Raw genomic sequence first — 18,186 nt, forward strand, 5'->3', positions numbered from 1 at the left:
TTAAATTTCATAAGACCTCACGCCCCGTGACCTGCGGGCACCCGCTCGCCCTCGACAGGCGGACCGGCCGGCACCCCATCACCGAAAGGCCTGCCGCCCAAAGACTCTCGTCCATGTGGCGACAACCAACCGGCCAAGTCCGGGCCCCTGGGCACAATGCCGGTGGGATTGATGTCGGCGTGTACCAGGTAGTAGTGCTGCTTGATCTGAGTGAAGTCGACGGTATCGCCGAACCCCGGTGTCTGGAACAAGTCTCGGGCGTAGGCCCACAGCACCGGCATCTCGGCGAGCTTGTGCCGGTTGCACTTGAAATGCCCGTGATACACCGGGTCGAAGCGAACCAGCGTGGTGAAAAACCGCACGTCGGCCTCGGTAATGGTGTCGCCCACCAGGTATCGCTGTGCGGCCAGTCGATCGCTCACCCAATCCAGCGCGGTGAATAGCCGGTCGTAGGCGGCGTCGTAGGCCTGCTGTGAGCCGGCGAAGCCGCAGCGGTACACCCCGTTGTTGATTTCGGCGTAGATCCTCTTGTTCACCTCATCGATCTCGGACCGCAATTCGTCGGGGTACAGCCGCGGCGCACCGTCTCGGTGGTACGCGGTCCACTCCGTAGAAAAGTCCAGGGTTATCTGCGCGAAATCGTTGGTGACCACCGACCCGGTGGGGACGTCGACGATCGCCGGAACAGTAATGCCCTTGGGATAGCCGGGAAAACGCTTGAAATAGGCATCCCCCAGCCGGGGAATCTTGAGCACCGGGTCGACGCCCCCAGGATCAAGATCGAATGTCCAACTGCGCTCGTCATGGGTGGGCCCGCAAAAACCAATGGACAGAACGGGTTCCAGGCCCAGCAGCCGCCGAACAATGATCGCGCGGTTGGCCCATGGACAAGCGCGGGCCACCACAAGCCGATACCGGCCCGGCTGCACCGGATAACCATCCCGACCGTCGGCGGTGATGCGGGTGGTGATGTAGTTGGTGTCGCGGGTGAATTCGCCATTTCCTGCGACATAAGCGGCCATGACAACCATCATGCCTGGGCGGCCCCACCCGGCGACGCAGTCGGCACATGACGGCCGAACATGCGGGCGGCGGTCGCCACGGGCCAAACCCTGCAGATCACGGCGTCCCAGAGAAGTAACACGAAGAAAACATTTGTAGGAAATTATTCCTGCCATACAGTTGTGCACCCATGAACTGTTTTCCTCTGCAACTGTCGCTCTGCTCCGGCAACGGTGCCGTGCAAGCGACCCATACACGTGGTGAGGCTTGATGACCCTTTGCGTTCCAGGGGACGTAGACTCCGTCCCGGCCCTCGCAAATGCGGGGCAGTGGATCCTTGACGGCGGTAAAACCGGTGCCAACCGGGTGGCGCTGGCCGGTGTCAGTAACCTCGAGGGCGCCGGTTCAGCGGCTCACTTTGCGGCCCACGTACCCGGTGTGTCTGCCGCGACCAGCGCGGATCACACCGGAGACAGCCAGGCGATCGTGCCGCAGCTGCTGGCCCACGGTCGAGGGGTCGTCGATTTCGGGGCAATACCCCCCGAGATCAATTCGGCTCGAATCTACAGCGGCCCCGGATCGGGGCCGTTGATCGCCGCGGCGACAGCATGGGACGCGCTGGCCGCAGAATTGACCGCCGCGTCGGCGGGCTACCTTTCGGTGGTTTCGGAACTGGCCAGCTCACAGTGGTTGGGGCCCGCGTCGATGGCCATGGTGGCCACCGTCGTGCCGCACCAAGTCTGGATCAGCGCCACCGGCAGGAATGCCGAGCTGACCGGAATACAGGCACGGACAGCCGCTGCAGCCTTTGAAACTGCGCACGCGATGACCGTGCCCCCGCCCGTCGTCGCGGCCAACCGGAGCTTGCTGCTAACGCTGATTGCGACAAACTTCTTCGGCCAGAACACCCCGGCGATCGCGTCCACCGAGTTCCACTACGCCGAGATGTGGGCGCAAGATGCCGCCGCGATGTACGGTTATGCCGCATCCTGCGCGGCGAGCGCCTCGATGCTGACTCCGTTCACCGCGCCGCCCCGGACCGCCAACTCCAATGGTCTGGCCACGCAAGCCGCCACGGTCGGCAGCACCGCGTCCGCGATATCGAAAATGACCCCGAAATTGATCGGCGTTGCCGCGGCAACCCAAGTGTTGCAACAGATTTCGTCCCCGCCCTGGTACATCAGAATCTGGGACTTCCTCAAGAGTATCCCGATCCCGGTGTGGGACCAGCTGCTGAACCTGGAATACATGTACGGGGCCCTGATCTACGACACCCAAGGTTACGAACTGAACGTCCTGCAGCTCATTCAGTCGCTAGCATGGGCACCCGCGCAAGCAGCGAGCGGTGCTGCCGCAGCATCAACCGGTGTCAGCGGGCACCCCGTCGGCTCCGGCCTTGCCCGCCTAAGCGCAGGTGAAGTGTCGGCGAGTATGGGCAAAGCCGACAAGATCGGACTGATGTCGGCGCCGACCAGCTGGGCTACCTCGGCTTCAACTTCGCACCCCGAAGTCTTGCGGATGGCGCCGATGGTGGTCAACGACGCCGCGCCGGGCAATGGACCGACCGGCCTGATTCCCGGTATGCGAACGGGCGGTATGCGCGAAGACACACACTTCGTCAAACGCCAACAGGGATCACGCATTACGGTGCTCAGCCCGAAGGCGATCGGTTAGCTGGATGCATACCCGGGTGCCATGAGCGAGTGATCAACCAGAGCACGCGGGCCAGAACGTAGTTCACACATAGCAGCGACGGAAATGACGTAAGGAGTTCAGAGCGATGATTGATTTTGGCGTTTTACCGCCAGAGGTCAACTCAATCCGAATGTATTCCGGCCCGGGGTCAGCGCCGATGTTGGCCGCTGCGTCGGCGTGGAGCGGATTAGCTGCCGAATTAACCTGTACCGCAGACGATTACGAGACAGTAGTGAACAGACTGCAGAGCGAGGACTGGATCGGCCCGGCGGCGACGTCAATGGCCGATGCGGTCCAACCGCACCTGGCGTGGATCAGAAGCACTGCGGCACAGGCTGATCAAGCTGCCACCAAGGCACGCATGGTGGTCGCCGCCTACGAGGCCGCGGTAGCGGCAGTCGTTCCCCCGCCGCTGGTTGCGGCCAATCGCTCCCAGGTGGCCTCGCTGACCTCGACCAACGTCTTTGGCCAAAACACCGCGCGGATCGCGCTTCTTGAAGCCGAGTACGGCGACATGTGGACTCAGGATGCGACGGCCATGTATGTGTATGCCGCCGCTTCAGCGAATGCCGCCCGACTCACGCCGTTCATGTCGCCAACGCAGACCACCAGCCCGTCCGCTTCGGCCTTGCAAGGCGCCGCCGTCGCGAAGGCCGCCGGCACCGCAGCTGGAGGGATACAGAACCTGCTGTCGAAGCTGGTTTCTCAAGCACCGAACGCCTTGCTGGATCTGGCCACGCCACTCTCGTCCCTATTGGCTTCCGCCGGAGCGGCCCCGACGCCACCCACATGGGTGGTGTGGCTAGAAGATTTCCTGAACCTGATTTCTCCGTTGACCGGTACCTGGTACAACGTCACGGGCCTGCCCTATTTCGGGATCGGTATCACCAACAGCCTTGCTTCCACGGCAAGAGCCGTCGGAGCGATCGGTCCGGACGTAGGTGCAGCGGCGGCTTCCGCCGGCGCCGCCGCGACCGATGCAGCGGGGACGCTGGGCCGCGGAGCACCGATAGCCGCGGGTATGGGTAATGCGCCGGCCGTCGGCAAGTTATCGGTACCGCCCAGTTGGTCGGCGACCGGCCCGGCACCAGCTCCGTCGGTAGGTTCGGTATCGGCGCCCTTGGTCAGCAATATCGCCTTGCCCGAGGCCGCTTCGGAAAGCAGCAACATGCTCGGCGGCATGCCGCTAGCCGCCCCAGGAGTCAACGCGGCAGGCAGCGCTCCCCGATACGGTTTTCGTCCCAAGGTGATGCTGCGGCCACCGTTTGCGGGTTAGTGCAATGACGAAAAGCACTGCTGTGCCGAAGACTTCACCGATCGTCGGCCGGGTTGCCGCCGCCGATGCCGCACAACTGCATCGAGGTCTTGCCAACCGGCATATTCAGTTGATCGCGATCGGCGGCGCCATCGGCACCGGTCTGTTCATGGGTTCCGGACGAACGATCTCGCTGGCCGGTCCGGCGGTTGTGGTGGTGTACGGGGTTATCGGGTTCTTCGTGTTTTTCGTTCTGCGGGCGATGGGAGAATTGCTTCTTTCCAACCTGAACTACAAGTCGTTTGTCGATTGCGCGGCTGACCTGTTAGGGCCGGCGGCGGGATTCTTCGTGGGTTGGTCGTACTGGTTGGCATGGATCGTCACCGGTGTCGCCGATTTGGTGGCGATCACCGGATATTCGAAATTCTGGTGGCCCGACATACCGGTCTGGCTACCGGTTGTGTTCACGGTTTCATTGATCTTGGGCTGCAACTTGTTCAGCGTCAGCAGCTTCGGGGAGATCGAGTTCTGGTTCGCGTTGATCAAGGTGGCCGCGATCGGCTGCCTGATTGTTCTCGCCGTGATCCTGGTCGCCACACATTACGTTTCTCCGCACGGTGCCCGGGCCGAGATCGCCAATCTCTGGAATGACGGCGGGTTCTTTGCCACCGGCTTCATGGGTCTGGTCAGTGGCTTCCAGATAGCGTTCTTTGCCTACATCGGTGTGGAACTCGTCGGCGCCGCCGCAGGCGAGACAGCCAACCCGGCACGAACCCTGCCCCGCGCGATCAATGCGGTCCCGCTGCGCGTAGCGATCTTCTACATCGGCGCACTGCTGGCAATCCTGGCCGTCGTCCCCTGGCGGCAGTTCAGCAGCGGCCAGTCCCCCTTCGTGGTGATGTTCTCCCTTGCCGGAGTCGCCGCAGCAGCATCGGTGGTCAACTTCGTCGTCGCCACCTCAGCCACCTCCGCGGCCAACTCCGGGGTGTTCTCTACCGGACGAATGCTGTTCGGGCTGGCCGACGAAGGTAGCGCCCCAGCGATTTTCGGCAAACTGAATCGCGGCGGCGTACCGGCGCCGGCGCTGCTGCTGACCGCCGTGCTACTGCTCACCGCCATCCCGCTGCTTTACGCCGGCGGTTCGGTGATCGGCGCTTTTACCCTCATCACGACCATCTCGTCGTTGCTGTTCATGTTCGTCTGGGCAATGGTCATCGTCAGCTACCTTGCCTATCGCCGCCGACACCCACAGCGTCATTCGACCTCGGACTACCAGATGCCCGGTGGCGTGTTGATGTGTTGGGCCGTGCTGGCTTTCTTCGTATTCGTGCTCTGGACGCTCACCACAAACCCCGAAACATTGGTCGCATTGGCGTGGTTTCCGTTGTGGCTCATGCTCCTAGCGGCCGGTTGGCTGGTCGTCCGGCGCCGGCCTGGCCGCGCCGAACGATACCGCCGATTTCAAGCCAACCTAGAGCCGATTCGATGCTGAGCTTCTCAGCGGGACTCAGGCGCTCTGCGTTCGCCCGAGAGCTTCGGACGACGACACTGTCGAAATTCGCCGTGCCACATCGGTTTCGGTGGACGGCCCCGGCTCCCATTGGGCAATCCACGGTCCGGTTCCCTCCGACTGATCGATGATCCCCTGCTCCAGCCAGGTGTAGCGGCCGTCCAGCACATCGTTGGTCAGGCGAACGTCGCTGCTGTCGGTGTTGGCCCACAATGCGTGGAACAGCGCCTCGACGCGAAGGGTCGCTTGCTCACAGAAGATTTCGGCCAGCTCGTACGCCTGGTGACCGACGACCGGATCAGCAACCCGCTGGGCCTCGGCCCGAACGCATGCCGCGGACATGGCGAACAGCTCTGCACCGATATCGACGATGCGCCCGAGGAACCCTTGCTTCTGCTCCAGCCTGGCCTGCCAGCGTGCCATGCCGTAGAACGTGTTGCGCGCCAGCTTGCGCGTGGAGCGTTCGACGAATCGCAGATGCGACGCCAGCGGGCCAAACTCCTGATATGCCGTGGGCCGCTGCCCCTCACCGAATACGAGCTGCGGCAACCACTTTGCGTAGAACCCGCTTGCGCCGACCGCAGCTGCGGCCTTCTGGCGCAGATCGGCGTCGGCTTTGGCGAGATCACCGGCGGCGGTTAGGTGAGCGTCTACCGCCTCCCGGGCGATGAGCAGCCGCATGATCTCACTCGATCCCTCGAAGATGCGGTTGATCCGCATGTCCCGCAGCGACTGCTCCACTGGTGCCGCGCGCTCACCTCGCGCCGCCAGCGACTCGGCGGTCTCGTACCCTCTCCCGCCCCGTATCTGCAACAGCTCGTCGGCAATCCGACAGGTCATCTCACTTGACCACAACTTGGCCAGCGCCGCCTCGATCCGAATGTCGTTGCGACCCTCGTCTGCCATCTGACCAGACAGCTCGACCACCGCGTCCAGCGCGTAGGTGGTGGCGGCGATGAATGCGACCTTGCCGGCCACCGCTTCGTGTTTGCCAACCGGTTTGCCCCACTGCACCCGCTCACGGGACCATTCACGCGCTATCTTCAGCGACCATTTGCACGATCCGGTCACCATCGCCGGTATCGCCAGCCGTCCGGCGTTGAGTGTGGTCAGCGCGATCTTCAGACCGTCCCCCTCCCGACCGATCAGATTTTCGGCGGGGACCCGCACGCGGTGCAGCCTGGTGACGCCGTTCTCGATACCGCGCAGCCCCATGAACTTGTTGCGCCGCTCCACAGTGATCCCGGGTGAGTCGGCCTCGACGACGAACGCGCTGATGCCGCCCCGATGCCCCTCGCTCTTCGGAACCCGCGCCATGACGACCAGCAGTTCGGCGACCACACCGTTGGTGGTCCACAGTTTGAGGCCCTCGAGTTCGTAAGCCTTGCCGTCTTCGACCGGTGTAGCCGTTGCGGCCAGGCGCGCCGGGTCCGAGCCCACGTCGGGCTCGGTGAGCAGGAAAGCGGACAGGGCGCCAGCGGCGCACCGCGGCAAGAACTTCCGCTTCTGCTCCGGGCTCCCGGCCAGCTTCAACGGCTCGGGCACCCCGATCGACTGATGGGCCGACAGCAGTGCGCCCAGGCTCGGATGAACCGTCGATGCCATCATCAGCGCGCGGTTATAGGCGACTTGCGACATGTTCAATCCGCCATATTCGGCCGGGATTTTCATGCCGAAACAACCCAGCTCGGCCAAGCCCTTCACATATTCGTCGGGAATCTGGGCATCACGCTCGATCACGCTGCCGTCGACGGTGGTGAGGAATTCCCGCAACTGGCCCAGGAACGCCTCGATGCGGGCCTCTTCGGTTTCCGAGGGTTTCGGAAACGGGTGAATGAGTTCGAGCGGGAAGCGGCCGAGAAAAATCTCTTTGGCGAAAGATGGCTTCTCCCAACCACTTTCGCGCGATTCTTCGGCAAGCGCTCTCGCCTGCTGTTCGGTGACTTGCACTTGCTGCGCCATCGCGGCCTCCTCGCTGATGAACCGACATGGGGGTTGATTACCCGGTTCCTGCCCGATAGTACGACGACAGACGGTCCGAATGACCCTTACCGGCCTCGGCAAAAGCTGTGCGATCGCCCAGCGCAGCCCCGCGCTCCTAGTTGAGTTATTCCCAACTGCTCATCGAGTGTGCACCGGCTGCGTCGAGCGTGCACTGGCGGCGGCGACACGCCGGGCGGTGCCGCCGTGGTTGCACTCTCGGCGTGGCGGCTTGTGAGGGATGTGGCTGAAGGACACCGATGGGCAGTTGTGAAGACAGACCTCGATGCCCTGCTGACCGAACTGTCTGTGACGATCGATGACCACGTGGTGCACCCCGACCGGCGGCGCGCCCGGCGGCCGAAGCAATCGACCGACGCCGGAGCTGGTGCGCCTGGCCGTGACTCAGGCGCTGCACTCAGCGCCCGCAGCGAACACCCCTGGCCGCAAATGTGTTACGGCCGACTCGGGCACCTACTTCCCTACCTGCCGAAACAGCCCGGATACCACAAGCCGGTCAAGGCTGCGACACCGCTATTGGCAAGGCCACGCTGTACCTGGCCACCCAGTGGTCTGTCATGGGCCGACGATCTAGGCCTGATCGACGGCACCCCAGTGCCGTGCGATGCGCCGCGGGAGACCGCGAAACGCTTCGAACTGGCCGGTTTCGCCAACTACGGGTACTGCGCCGCGCACTGCCGCTGGTTCTGGGGGGTGAAGCTGTATCTGATCACCACCGCCGACGGCAGGCCCGTCGCGTGGTGTCTGGCCGACCCCAAAAACGGCGAACGAGAAGTCGCCGCAGAGCCTTTCGCGCACACCCGAGACCTCGGCGCGCTGCGCGAGAAGATGATTGCGCTGACCGACAAGGGCCTACCCAGCACCGAGTTGCAACGCCACTGCGCCGACCCGCTGAACGTGCCGCTGGTGCGCCCCGACCGCAAGGACGAAAAACAACGCCGCTACGGCAACCTCGCCGGCATGCGCCCACAGACCCAAGCCGTCTACGACACCTACAAGCATCAGCACAATCTCGAACGACATGGCGGGCCCACACTGCACGGCGGCCACGTCCGCGTCGCCCAACGCCTGCTCGCACTTGCCGCTGCGATCTGACACAACGGGAAGATCAACAACCCAGTCAAGAGGCCACTAGATCGCCTACCACCACTAACCAAGGCTGGGAACTACTCAACTAGGCGTCCAACTCCCGCGCCACCGCCTTGACCACCTCGGAGACCCGCCGAGCCGTCTTGCGATCGGGGTAGCGGCCCTTACGCAACTCGGGCTGCACCGTGCTCTCCAGCAAGGTGATCATGTCCTCGACCATGCCGTGCAGTTCGTCGGGACTGTGCTTGTGCTCGACCACCTCCCGCCGGGTGCGGGAAAGGCTCGGAGGCGGGTCGATCAGCTTGAGGCTCAGCGCCTGCGGTCCGCGCCGCCCGGATGCGATACCGAACTCCACGCGTTGCCCCGCTTTGAGTCCCTCGACACCCGCCGGCAACGCCGAGGAACGGACGTAGACGTCCTCGCCGTCCTCCTGCGACAGGAAGCCGAACCCCTTTTCGGAGTCGTACCACTTCACCTTGCCGGTCGGCACTGCTCTCACCTGCTTGTCTGACGGATCACTGGGTTTTCCACACCAAGACGCGCCCCGCATGCGCAGGACGCGATGACGATCTCAGATCCTACTCGGATCGTCGCCCGCCGAGCATCCGTGTTTACCGCGTACCCAGTAGGCTGGGATAACCGCTGGAGGAGATATGCGCCTGATCCTGAACGTTATCTGGCTGGTATTCGGTGGCCTGTGGCTGGCCATCGGATACCTGGTCGCGGCGTTGGTCTGCTTCCTGCTGATCGTCACCATCCCGTTCGGCTTCGCGGCCCTGCGCATCGCGTCCTACGCGTTGTGGCCGTTCGGCAGGACAATCGTCGACAAGCCGAGCGCCGGGACCGGCGCCCTGCTCGGCAACGTCATCTGGGTGCTGCTGTTCGGCATCTGGCTGGCAATCGGGCATGTGGTCAGCGCGGTGGCGATGGCAGCCACCATCATCGGCATTCCGCTGGCCCTGGCCAATCTCAAACTGATCCCGGTGTCGTTGGTGCCGTTGGGCAAAGAAATCGTCCCCGTCGGTGCGCCGGCTCGAATCGAACGCGTGACCGCATGACGGTGACGGCGCTGGGCGTTCCGACGGTGCGTGGCAGGTTGCCGGAGCCCGCGCCCCCCCCGGACGCCGCCCCCATGGACGGTCCTTTGCTGGACAGCTTCGGCCGGGTCGCAACCGATTTACGGGTTTCGCTGACCGATCGCTGCAATCTGCGGTGCAACTATTGCATGCCGGCGCAGGGCCTGGACTGGCTGCCCGGGGAGCAACTGCTGCGACCTGAGGAGCTGCGCAGGCTGATCCATCTCGCCGTCACCCGGCTAGGCGTCACCAGCGTGCGGTTCACCGGCGGCGAGCCGCTGTTGGCCCGTCACCTAGAAGAGGTCGTCGCCGTAACGGCCGGCCTGCGGCCTCGTCCGGAGATCTCGTTGACCACCAACGGCGTCGGGCTGGCCCGACGGGCGGCCGCTTTGGCCGATGCCGGCCTGGACCGGGTGAACGTCTCGCTGGACAGCGTGGACCGCGTCAACTTCGCGGCCATCACCCGTCGGGACCGGCTCACCGACGTGCTGGAAGGCCTGGCCGCCGCCAAGAGTGCGGGCCTGACCCCGGTCAAGGTGAACGCCGTGCTCGACCCAGCCACCGGCCGCAAAGATGTCGTCGAGCTGCTGAGCTACTGCCTGGAACACGGCTACCAGTTGCGAGTCATCGAGCAGATGCCACTCGACGCGGGGCACCAATGGCGCCGCGACGCCGCGCTGAGCGCCGACGATGTGCTGGCAGCGCTGCGGCCGCACTTCCGGCTGCGGCCCGACCCGGCCCCGCGAGGTTCGGCCCCGGCCGAGCTCTGGCTGGCCGACTCGGGCCCTGACACACCGGCCGGCAAATTCGGGGTCATCGCCTCGGTCTCGCACGCGTTCTGCTCGACTTGCGACCGCACCCGGCTTACCGCCGACGGCCAGATCCGCAGCTGCCTGTTCTCCGGCGAGGAGACCGACCTGCGCGGCCTGCTGCGCAGTGGCGCCGACGATGACGCGATCGAGCGGGCATGGCGAATCGCGATGTGGCGCAAGCCGGCCGGCCACGGCATCAACGATCCGGATTTCGTGCAGCCCGACCGTCCGATGAGCGCCATCGGTGGCTGACTCGACGGCTAACTCGATGGGCCATGCCACCGGGATTCACGTGACCGTCCGCTACTTCGCGGCGGCGCGGGCGGCCACCGGTATCGAGTCGGAAACAGTTACGTTGCGGCCCGGCGCCACGGTGGCCGAATTGGTCGACGGCCTGGCCGCGCGCAGCGCCCAGCTGGCAACGGTGTTGGGCCGATGCTCCTACCTGTGCGACGGAATTGCCGTCCGAGACGACGCCACACCGTTATCCTCCGGCGACACACTTGACGTACTCCCCCCGTTCGCCGGCGGCTGATCCCTGTGAGAAATGTCACGTAACGGAACGATAACAAGCCGGACACGGCGCGGTGTCGAGTGTTATGACCTGCGCAAATAGGCGCGCTTCCTGGGGTTTTGGCCGGGTTCTGTGAGCAAAACGCCGGTCCACCTCACACGTGACGAGATCGTCTGAAACCGCTACCGTCTCCGAAGGCTCGTCAACGAACCACTGACTTGCCCACCCTGCCTACCACGCGCCGAGCTCCATCCAGTAGGTGAGGGATTCCGACAGCGGATGGAGGCGGGGGACCCACCGGGTCCGCCGAGATCGGACCGGGGCCGTTACGGCCCTTGGGGTGAAGCCGACGTCGTCTCACCGGAGTACGACGCTGGCCGGGTGGCCTCTCTGGTTTTGAACCAACCCGAACCCGACAGCTGACCTCGTAGGCGTGTACAGAGAGGAATCACCGAGCGTATGAGTGGACGTCACCGTAAGCCCACCACATCTAGCGTCAGCGTCGCCAAAGTCGCCTTCACTGGCGCGGTTCTCGGCGGCGGCGGCATCGCCATGGCCGGTCATGCGGCCGCGGCCACCGACTGGGAATGGGATCAGGTGGCCCGTTGCGAGTCCGGCGGCAACTGGGCGATCAATACCGGCAACGGCTACTACGGCGGCGTGCAGTTCACCCCAGGCACCTGGGCATCCCACGGCGGCGGCGAGTTCGCCCCGTCGGCCCAACTGGCCACCCGGGAACAGCAGATCGCGGTCGCCGAGCGGGTGCTGGCCACCCAGGGCCGCGGTGCCTGGCCGGTGTGCGGTCACGGGCTGTCGTCTGCCACTCCCCGCGACGTTCCTGCTCCGGCGGCGATGGACGCGCCCGTCGATGCGCCGGATGTCAACGGCGAGCCGGCCCCGCTGGCCGACGCCCCACCCCCCGCGGACGTTGCACAGCCGGTCGACCCGGCCCCGCAGGTGCAGTTCGCCGGTAACGAACTGCCGGCTCCTCAGGCTCCTGCCGAGCTGACGGCTCCAGCCGACCTGCCCCCGGCACCTGCCGACCTTCCCCCGGCTCCCGCTGACCTGCCACCGGCTCCGGCCGACCTGGCTCCCGCCCCGGCTGACCTGCCCCCGGCTCCGGCCGACCTAGCTCCCGCCCCGGCTGACCTGGCTCCCGCCCCGGCTGACCTGCCCCCGGCTCCGGCCGACCTGGCTCCCGCTCCGGAGGCGGTTCCGGCTGCGCCGGAAACCCCGGCAGTCCTGGAGGCAGGATTGCCGCTGACCGACCCGGCCGACGCGCCAGCGCCTGCCGACGCAGCCAACGCACCGGTGGAAATCCACCAGGTCTCCGACGTCGCCTACACCAAGAAGCTCTGGCAGGCGATCGTGGGACAAAACGTCAGCGGCAACGACGCGCTGGACGCGCTCGCCCAACCGACTGTCATAGCCTGAGACACGGGCTCAGGCCGAGCCCACCCATTGTTCGGAGCCATCGCCGAAGAACTGGTGCTTCCATACCGGTAGCCGCTCCTTGATGGAGTCCACCAGCTGCGCGCAGGTGGCGAACGCGGCCTGTCGATGATCGGCGGCGACGGCGGCCACCAGGGCCGCCTCCCCGACCGCTAGGACACCGATGCGGTGACTGGCCGCCACCGCACGCACCCCGGTGGCGTTCTTCGCGACCTCGGCTACCACGTCGGCAAGAACCTGGGCAGCCGACGGGTGCGCCGAATACTCCAGCCGCACCACGTGCCGTCCGCCATCGTGGTTGCGGACCACGCCGACGAACCCGACGACGGCTCCGGCCGCTGGATGGCTCACCAGATCCTCATGCTCGGCCAGATGGATCGGCTGGTCGGTCAGCGAGGCGCGCAGGACCAGCGTCATCGCCGGTGATCTTGGCCGGCGAGTTGATCGAGTGCATGATCCACCACGTCGGCGAGCACGCTGAGCCCGTCGCGAACCCCGCCGGGTGAACCCGGCAGGTTGACGATCAACGATTGGCCGGCGACGCCGCACACCCCCCGCGACAACACCGACGTCGGAACCTTCGGCAGACCCGAGCGACGGATCGCGTCGGCCAACCCTGGAATGACGAAATCCAGCACCGCCACGGTCTGTTCCGGGGTGGTGTCGGTCGGCGAAATGCCGGTGCCGCCGGACGTGATGATCAGGTCGACCCTCGCCTCGACGGCGTTCTGCAGCGCCTCGCCGACCGGATTCCCGTCGGCGACCACCTCCGACTCGACGGGCGAAAAACCCCGCTGCGCCAGCCATTCGGTGACGATGGGACCGCACTCATCGGTGTAGACGCCCGACGATGCACGGGTCGACGCGATGATCACCCGGGCAGACCGCGCGCCGGTCACCGCTGCCAGCTTCCGCTACGGCCGCCCTCTTTGCGCAGCACCCGGATGTCATCGATGCGGGCCGCCGGGTCCACCGCCTTGATCATGTCGTAGAGCGTAAGAGCCGCGACGCTCACCGCGGTCAGCGCCTCCATCTCGACCCCCGTTCGATCGGTGCTGCGAACCGTTGCGGTGATCTCGACGTCGGACTCGCCGACGGTGAAGTCCACGTCGACACCGGTGAGCGCGAGCTGATGGCACAGCGGAACAAGGTCGCTGGTGCGCTTGGCCGCCATGATGCCCGCCACCCGTGCCGTAGCCAGCGCGTCACCTTTGGGCAGACCGCCGGTGGAGATCAGCGCCACCACCTCCGCCGAGGTGCGTAACGCGCCGGCTGCGACGGCGGTGCGCCGGGTGGCCGACTTCTCGGTCACGTCGACCATGTGCGCGGCTCCCCGCTCGTCCAGGTGCGACAGTCCGCCCGAGTGGAAATCGGCCGCTTCGGCCATCGGCGGAGTCCTACCTGTTGACGACGGTCACCGGGTGGACGTACGGCAGGTCGTCGGCGGGCAGCGGGAACGCCAACTCGCCGAAGGGTGACAACGCACCCGTGCGGTCGGTCACCAGTTCGCTTACCGCATGGTCGTCCGGGTCGGTGGTCGGCCAGCCGTTGTCCACGTACTTGGTCTTGCGCGCATTGCCGTCAGCATTGTCAGCCACGGCATCCATTCTGACAGGTCTTCCTCCCGCTCGCGGCGCAAGGTTGCGGGGTCGGGCCTACGCTGATCAGCAATGCCTGAGCAAGCCCCGACCGAACACACCCCGGAGATCCCGCTGGGGTCCTGGCTGGCCGACCTATCCGACGAGCAGCTGATCGAGCTGCTGGAGTTTCGGCCGGATCTGGCGCAGCCGCCACCTGGCAGCATCGCCGCGCTCGCCGCGCGCGCGCAGGCCCGGCAGTCGGTCAAGGCCGCCACCGACGATCTCGACTTCCTGCGGCTGGCCGTCCTGGATGCCCTGCTGGTGCTGCAAGCCGACACCGCGCCCTTGCCGATCGCAAAGCTGCTGTCGTTGATCGGCGACCGCGCTGGCGAAGCCGACGTGACCGATGCGCTGGCCGACCTCAAGAAACGCGCCCTGGTCTGGGGCGACAGCGCGGTGCGAGTCGCCGCCGACACCGGCACGGCGCTGCCGTGGCACCCGGGACAAGTCACTCTCGAAGACGGCACGCGCACCGGCGAGCAGATTGCCGAGTTGATCGCCGGGCTCGACGAGGCCCGGCGCGAGGTGCTGGAGAAACTCCTCGAAGGATCGCCGATGGGGCGCACTCGCGACGCCGCACCCGGCGCCCCGCCGGACCGCCCGGTGCCCCGGTTGCTGGCCGCGGGGCTGCTGCGGCGTGTTGACGCCGACACAGTGATCTTGCCCCGCCAAGTCGGCCAGGTGCTGCGCGGTGAGGAACCCGGTCCGATGCGGCTGAGCACCCCGGATCCGGTGGTGTCTACCACGACGGCCGGTGACGTTGACGCTGCGGCCGCCGGAGCCGTCGTCGACCTGCTGCGGGAAATCGACCTACTGCTGCAGAACCTTAGCGCCACACCGGTTCCCGAGTTGCGCAGCGGTGGGCTCGGCGTGCGTGAGATCAAGCGCCTGGCCAAGACGACCGGCATCGACGAACCGCGGCTGGGTCTGATCCTCGAGGTGGTGGCCGCCGCCGGACTCATCGCCAGCGGCATGCCCGAGCCCCTACCGTCCCACGGTGAAGGACCGTATTGGGCGCCGACGCCGGCCGCCGACCGGTTCACCGCCATGTCGGCTGCCGAGCGTTGGCACCTGTTGGCGCAGACCTGGCTCGACCTGCCGGGCCGGCCAGCGCTGATCGGGAGCCGCGGCCCGGATGCCAAACCGTATGGCGCCCTGAGCGATTCGTTGTTTTCGACGGCGGCGCCGCTGGATCGCCGGCTGCTGCTGGACATGCTCGCCGAGCTGCCGGCCGGCGCTGGTGTCGATGCGGCAACAGCCTCCGCTGCCTTGATCTGGCGACGCCCGCGCTGGGCCCGACGGTTACAGCCCGGACCGGTCGCGGATCTGCTCAATGAAGCCCACACGCTGGGCCTGGTGGGTCGTGGAGCTCTCAGCGCGCCCGGCCGCGCGCTGCGCGACGCCGGGGATCCCGCCGTCGTGATCGAGGCGATGACGCGGGCGCTGCCCAAACCGATCGACCACTTCCTGGTCCAGGCCGATCTGACCGTCGTGGCACCAGGCCCGCTGCACCGCGAGCTCGCCGATCAGCTGGCCACGGTGGCCACCGTCGAATCGGCCGGCGCGGCAATGGTGTACCGGGTCAGCGAGCAGTCCGTCCGGCATGCGCTCGACGTCGGCAAGACCCGCGACTGGATGCACGGGTTTTTCGCCAGCCACTCCAAAACGCCGGTGCCGCAGGGACTTACCTACCTGATCGACGATGTAGCACGCCGTCACGGGCAACTCCGAATCGGCATGGCCGCGTCGTTCGTGCGGTGTGAGGACCCCGCACTGCTGGCCCAGGCCGTGGCCGCGGCCGGGGACCTGCAGCTGCGGGCTCTGGCGCCAACGGTGGCGGTGTCACCCGCGCCCATCGCCGAGGTGCTGGCCGCCTTGCGGAATGCGGGCTTCGCCCCGGCCGCTGAAGATTCCACCGGCGCGATCGTCGACGTCCGGCCGCGCGGCGCCCGGGTACCGGCGCCGAACCAACGCCGGCCCTACCGCCCGGCTCCGCGGCCCAACAGCGAGACGTTGCACGCGGTGGTCGCGGTGCTGCGGAAGGTGACGGCGGCGCCGTTCGGCAACATCCGCGTCGACCCGGCCGTCGCGATGTCGCTCCTGCAGCGCGCGATAAAGGACGAGGCTACGGTGTTGATCGGCTACCTCGACGCCGCCGGCGTGGCTACCCAGCGGGTGGTGTCGCCGGTCGTCATCCGGGGTGGTCAGCTGGTGGCCTTCGACTCGTCGTCGGGGAAGCTGCGTGAGTTCGCTATCCACCGCATCACCTCGGTGATGTCGGTCGACGACGGATAATGGAACCCATGACCCGACCACCCGATTGCCGCGGAGCGAGCTTGTGACCGACGGGCCGTTGATCGTGCAGTCCGACAAGACGGTGCTGCTCGAAGTCGACCATGAGCTGGCCGGCGCCGCACGCGCCGCGATCGCGCCGTTCGCCGAGCTGGAACGCGCACCCGAGCATGTGCACACCTACCGGATCACCCCGCTTGCGTTGTGGAATGCCCGCGCCGCCGGGCACGACGCCGAACAGGTCGTCGATGCGCTGGTCAGTTTCTCCCGCTACGCCGTGCCGCAGCCGCTGCTGGTCGACATCGTCGACACCATGGCCCGCTATGGGCGACTGCAACTGGTCAAGAATCCCGCACACGGCCTCACGCTGCTCAGCCTGGACCGTGCCGTGCTCGAGGAAGTGCTGCGCAACAAGAAGATCGCACCGATGCTCGGCGCTCGCATCGACGAGGACACCGTCGTCGTCCACCCCAGCGAACGAGGCAGGGTCAAGCAGCTGCTGCTCAAGATCGGTTGGCCCGCAGAAGATCTCGCCGGCTACGTGGACGGTGAGGCGCATCCGATCAGTCTGCACGAAGACGGCTGGCAGCTGCGGGATTACCAGCAGATGGCCACCGACTCGTTCTGGTCCGGCGGCTCCGGGGTGGTGGTGCTGCCGTGCGGCGCGGGCAAGACCCTGGTCGGCGCGGCCGCAATGGCCAAAGCTCAGGCCACGACCCTGATCCTGGTCACCAACATCGTGGCCGCGCGGCAGTGGAAGCGCGAGCTGGTCGCCCGCACCTCGCTGACCGAGGATGAGATCGGCGAATACTCCGGTGAGCGCAAGGAAATTCGGCCGGTCACCATTTCGACGTACCAGATGATCACCCGTCGCACCAAGGGCGAATACCGGCATCTGGAACTCTTCGACAGCCGCGACTGGGGGCTGATCATCTATGACGAGGTGCATCTGCTGCCGGCGCCGGTCTTCCGGATGACCGCCGACCTGCAGTCCAAGCGGCGACTGGGGCTGACCGCCACGTTGATCCGCGAAGACGGCCGCGAGGGCGACGTGTTCTCTCTGATCGGCCCGAAGCGCTATGACGCGCCCTGGAAAGACATTGAGGCCCAAGGCTGGATCGCACCGGCGGAGTGCGTCGAAGTCCGAGTGACGATGACCGACAACGAGCGGATGCAGTACGCGACGGCCGAGCCCGAGGAGCGCTACCGGCTGTGTTCGACCGTGCACACCAAAATCGCTGTGGTCAAGTCGATTCTGGAAAAACACCCCGGCGAGCAGACCCTGGTGATCGGCGCCTACCTGGATCAGCTCGAGGAGCTGGGCACCGAGCTGAACGCTCCGGTCATCCAAGGATCGACGAGGACCACCGAACGCGAGGCGTTGTTCGACGCCTTTCGCCGCGGCGAGATCTCGACGCTGGTGGTGTCCAAGGTGGCTAACTTCTCCATCGACTTGCCGGAAGCCTCTGTGGCGGTTCAGGTCTCGGGCACTTTCGGTTCGCGTCAGGAAGAGGCGCAGCGGTTGGGCCGGCTGCTGCGGCCCAAGTCGGACGGCGGCGGCGCCATCTTCTACTCGGTGGTGGCCCGCGACAGCCTCGACGCCGAATACGCCGCGCACCGGCAGCGGTTCCTGGCCGAGCAGGGCTACGGCTACATCATCCGCGACGCCGACGACCTGTTGGGCCCGGCGATCTAGACTCCTGGCCGACCTGGATCTTCGCCGGGTCGTTCTCGGTCAGCCGCCCCTCGACCCGGATCACCGCCCCTTCCCCTAGGAACGCGCTGAATAACCTGTCCATTGTTGGTCGTGTCTGACGGCTGTGCGCGGTGTGGCGTGTGATGATGTTG

The 18,186-nt window shown here is 66.1% G+C and carries 16 protein-coding genes, 1 pseudogene and 1 riboswitch; of the genes and pseudogenes, 10 read left to right on the plus strand and 7 right to left on the minus strand.

All coding sequences use genetic code 11. The features are described from left to right. Positions 1-17 precede the first annotated feature (17 nt). Positions 18-1,022, minus strand: coding sequence for a glutathione S-transferase family protein (locus tag AWC07_RS14030; protein WP_036410098.1), 1,005 nt, complete (start codon positions 1,020-1,022; stop codon positions 18-20). 250 nt (positions 1,023-1,272) lie between these two features. Between AWC07_RS14030 and AWC07_RS27610 the strand changes: the two genes are divergently transcribed. The 3 genes from AWC07_RS27610 (at position 1,273) to AWC07_RS14045 (ending at position 5,444) form a co-directional block, all read left to right on the plus strand. Continuing rightward, positions 1,273-2,676, plus strand: coding sequence for a PPE family protein (locus AWC07_RS27610; protein ID WP_084293355.1), 1,404 nt, complete (start codon positions 1,273-1,275; stop codon positions 2,674-2,676). A 109-nt stretch (positions 2,677-2,785) separates the two neighbouring features. Next, positions 2,786-3,973 (plus strand): PPE family protein, encoded by a 1,188-nt coding sequence (locus AWC07_RS14040; protein ID WP_036410100.1) that lies wholly within the window; start codon positions 2,786-2,788, stop codon positions 3,971-3,973. Between the two features lie 4 nt (positions 3,974-3,977). Then, entirely contained in the window at positions 3,978-5,444 is a 1,467-nt protein-coding gene (locus AWC07_RS14045; RefSeq protein WP_051507810.1) for an amino acid permease, read from the plus strand. A gap of 15 nt (positions 5,445-5,459) precedes the next feature. Here AWC07_RS14045 and AWC07_RS14050 read toward each other — a convergent pair whose 3' ends face one another. Beyond that, the gene (locus tag AWC07_RS14050) at positions 5,460-7,424 is read right to left on the minus strand and encodes an acyl-CoA dehydrogenase family protein (RefSeq protein ID WP_036410083.1); all 1,965 of its coding nucleotides are present in this window, start codon (positions 7,422-7,424) and stop codon (positions 5,460-5,462) included. 288 nt (positions 7,425-7,712) lie between these two features. Here AWC07_RS14050 and AWC07_RS27615 point away from each other — a divergent pair. Then, positions 7,713-8,558: pseudogene (locus AWC07_RS27615) on the plus strand (transposase family protein). Positions 8,559-8,637: 79 nt separating this feature from the next. Here AWC07_RS27615 and AWC07_RS14060 read toward each other — a convergent pair. Further along, complete coding sequence (locus tag AWC07_RS14060; RefSeq protein WP_036410085.1) at positions 8,638-9,042, minus strand: cold-shock protein; 405 nt, start codon at positions 9,040-9,042, stop codon at positions 8,638-8,640. 163 nt (positions 9,043-9,205) lie between these two features. Here AWC07_RS14060 and AWC07_RS14065 point away from each other — a divergent pair, with 163 nt between their 5' ends. The 4 genes from AWC07_RS14065 to AWC07_RS14080 all read left to right on the plus strand — a co-directional run bounded on the left by AWC07_RS14065 (position 9,206) and on the right by AWC07_RS14080 (position 12,388). Beyond that, positions 9,206-9,610 (plus strand): YccF domain-containing protein, encoded by a 405-nt coding sequence (locus AWC07_RS14065; protein ID WP_036410086.1) that lies wholly within the window; start codon positions 9,206-9,208, stop codon positions 9,608-9,610. Continuing rightward, positions 9,607-10,692: a GTP 3',8-cyclase MoaA gene (moaA, locus tag AWC07_RS14070; RefSeq protein ID WP_036410087.1), complete on the plus strand. Its 1,086-nt coding sequence runs from the start codon at positions 9,607-9,609 to the stop codon at positions 10,690-10,692. Before AWC07_RS14065 ends, moaA begins: the two co-directional genes overlap by 4 nt. A 16-nt stretch (positions 10,693-10,708) precedes the next feature. Beyond that, on the plus strand, positions 10,709-10,975 hold the full coding sequence (locus AWC07_RS14075; protein ID WP_036410088.1) for a MoaD/ThiS family protein: 267 nt from the start codon (positions 10,709-10,711) through the stop codon (positions 10,973-10,975). A 209-nt stretch (positions 10,976-11,184) separates the two neighbouring features. Then, positions 11,185-11,404, plus strand: a riboswitch (cyclic di-AMP (ydaO/yuaA leader). Positions 11,405-11,413: 9 nt separating this feature from the next. Beyond that, a complete protein-coding gene (locus AWC07_RS14080; protein ID WP_085105110.1) occupies positions 11,414-12,388 on the plus strand; it encodes a transglycosylase family protein in 975 nt (324 codons plus the stop codon). A gap of 9 nt (positions 12,389-12,397) precedes the next feature. On the opposite strand, the gene AWC07_RS14085 is transcribed toward AWC07_RS14080, so the two are convergent. From AWC07_RS14085 to AWC07_RS14100, 4 genes are read right to left on the minus strand one after another with little or no spacing between them, the layout of a single operon-like run. Further along, positions 12,398-12,823, minus strand: coding sequence for a molybdenum cofactor biosynthesis protein MoaE (locus AWC07_RS14085; RefSeq protein ID WP_036410090.1), 426 nt, complete (start codon positions 12,821-12,823; stop codon positions 12,398-12,400). Then, positions 12,820-13,305 (minus strand): MogA/MoaB family molybdenum cofactor biosynthesis protein, encoded by a 486-nt coding sequence (locus AWC07_RS14090; protein WP_036410091.1) that lies wholly within the window; start codon positions 13,303-13,305, stop codon positions 12,820-12,822. Before AWC07_RS14090 ends, AWC07_RS14085 begins: the two co-directional genes overlap by 4 nt. Continuing rightward, positions 13,302-13,793, minus strand: coding sequence for a cyclic pyranopterin monophosphate synthase MoaC (gene moaC / locus AWC07_RS14095; RefSeq protein ID WP_036410092.1), 492 nt, complete (start codon positions 13,791-13,793; stop codon positions 13,302-13,304). The genes AWC07_RS14090 and moaC overlap by 4 nt, the downstream gene beginning before the upstream one ends. A 10-nt stretch (positions 13,794-13,803) precedes the next feature. After that, the gene (locus AWC07_RS14100; protein WP_099319423.1) at positions 13,804-14,004 is read right to left on the minus strand and encodes a hypothetical protein; all 201 of its coding nucleotides are present in this window, start codon (positions 14,002-14,004) and stop codon (positions 13,804-13,806) included. A gap of 72 nt (positions 14,005-14,076) precedes the next feature. Here AWC07_RS14100 and AWC07_RS14105 point away from each other — a divergent pair, with 72 nt between their 5' ends. Next, positions 14,077-16,341, plus strand: a complete 2,265-nt coding sequence (locus AWC07_RS14105; protein WP_036410094.1) for a helicase-associated domain-containing protein — start codon at positions 14,077-14,079, stop codon at positions 16,339-16,341. Positions 16,342-16,384: 43 nt separating this feature from the next. Continuing rightward, a complete protein-coding gene (locus AWC07_RS14110; RefSeq protein WP_036410095.1) occupies positions 16,385-18,034 on the plus strand; it encodes a DNA repair helicase XPB in 1,650 nt (549 codons plus the stop codon). Positions 18,035-18,186: the final 152 nt, after the last annotated feature.

The sequence above is a fragment of the Mycobacterium gastri genome (genome assembly GCF_002102175.1).
GTDB classification, from domain to species: Bacteria; Actinomycetota; Actinomycetes; order Mycobacteriales; family Mycobacteriaceae; genus Mycobacterium; species Mycobacterium gastri.

Excerpts from the sequence above, each read along its gene's own strand:
- AWC07_RS27610 (WP_084293355.1), top strand. The coding sequence starts at position 1,273 with ATGACCCTTTGCGTTCCAGGGGACGTAGACTCCGTCCCGGCCCTCGCA.
- AWC07_RS14105 (WP_036410094.1), top strand. The coding sequence starts at position 14,077 with ATGCCTGAGCAAGCCCCGACCGAACACACCCCGGAGATCCCGCTGGGG.
- AWC07_RS14065 (WP_036410086.1), top strand. The coding sequence starts at position 9,206 with ATGCGCCTGATCCTGAACGTTATCTGGCTGGTATTCGGTGGCCTGTGG.
- AWC07_RS14050 (WP_036410083.1), bottom strand. The coding sequence starts at position 7,424 with ATGGCGCAGCAAGTGCAAGTCACCGAACAGCAGGCGAGAGCGCTTGCC.
- moaC (WP_036410092.1), bottom strand. The coding sequence starts at position 13,793 with ATGGCCGAAGCGGCCGATTTCCACTCGGGCGGACTGTCGCACCTGGAC.
- AWC07_RS14075 (WP_036410088.1), top strand. The coding sequence starts at position 10,709 with ATGGGCCATGCCACCGGGATTCACGTGACCGTCCGCTACTTCGCGGCG.
- AWC07_RS14085 (WP_036410090.1), bottom strand. The coding sequence starts at position 12,823 with ATGACGCTGGTCCTGCGCGCCTCGCTGACCGACCAGCCGATCCATCTG.
- AWC07_RS14030 (WP_036410098.1), bottom strand. The coding sequence starts at position 1,022 with ATGGCCGCTTATGTCGCAGGAAATGGCGAATTCACCCGCGACACCAAC.
- AWC07_RS14045 (WP_051507810.1), top strand. The coding sequence starts at position 3,978 with ATGACGAAAAGCACTGCTGTGCCGAAGACTTCACCGATCGTCGGCCGG.
- AWC07_RS14080 (WP_085105110.1), top strand. The coding sequence starts at position 11,414 with ATGAGTGGACGTCACCGTAAGCCCACCACATCTAGCGTCAGCGTCGCC.
- moaA (WP_036410087.1), top strand. The coding sequence starts at position 9,607 with ATGACGGTGACGGCGCTGGGCGTTCCGACGGTGCGTGGCAGGTTGCCG.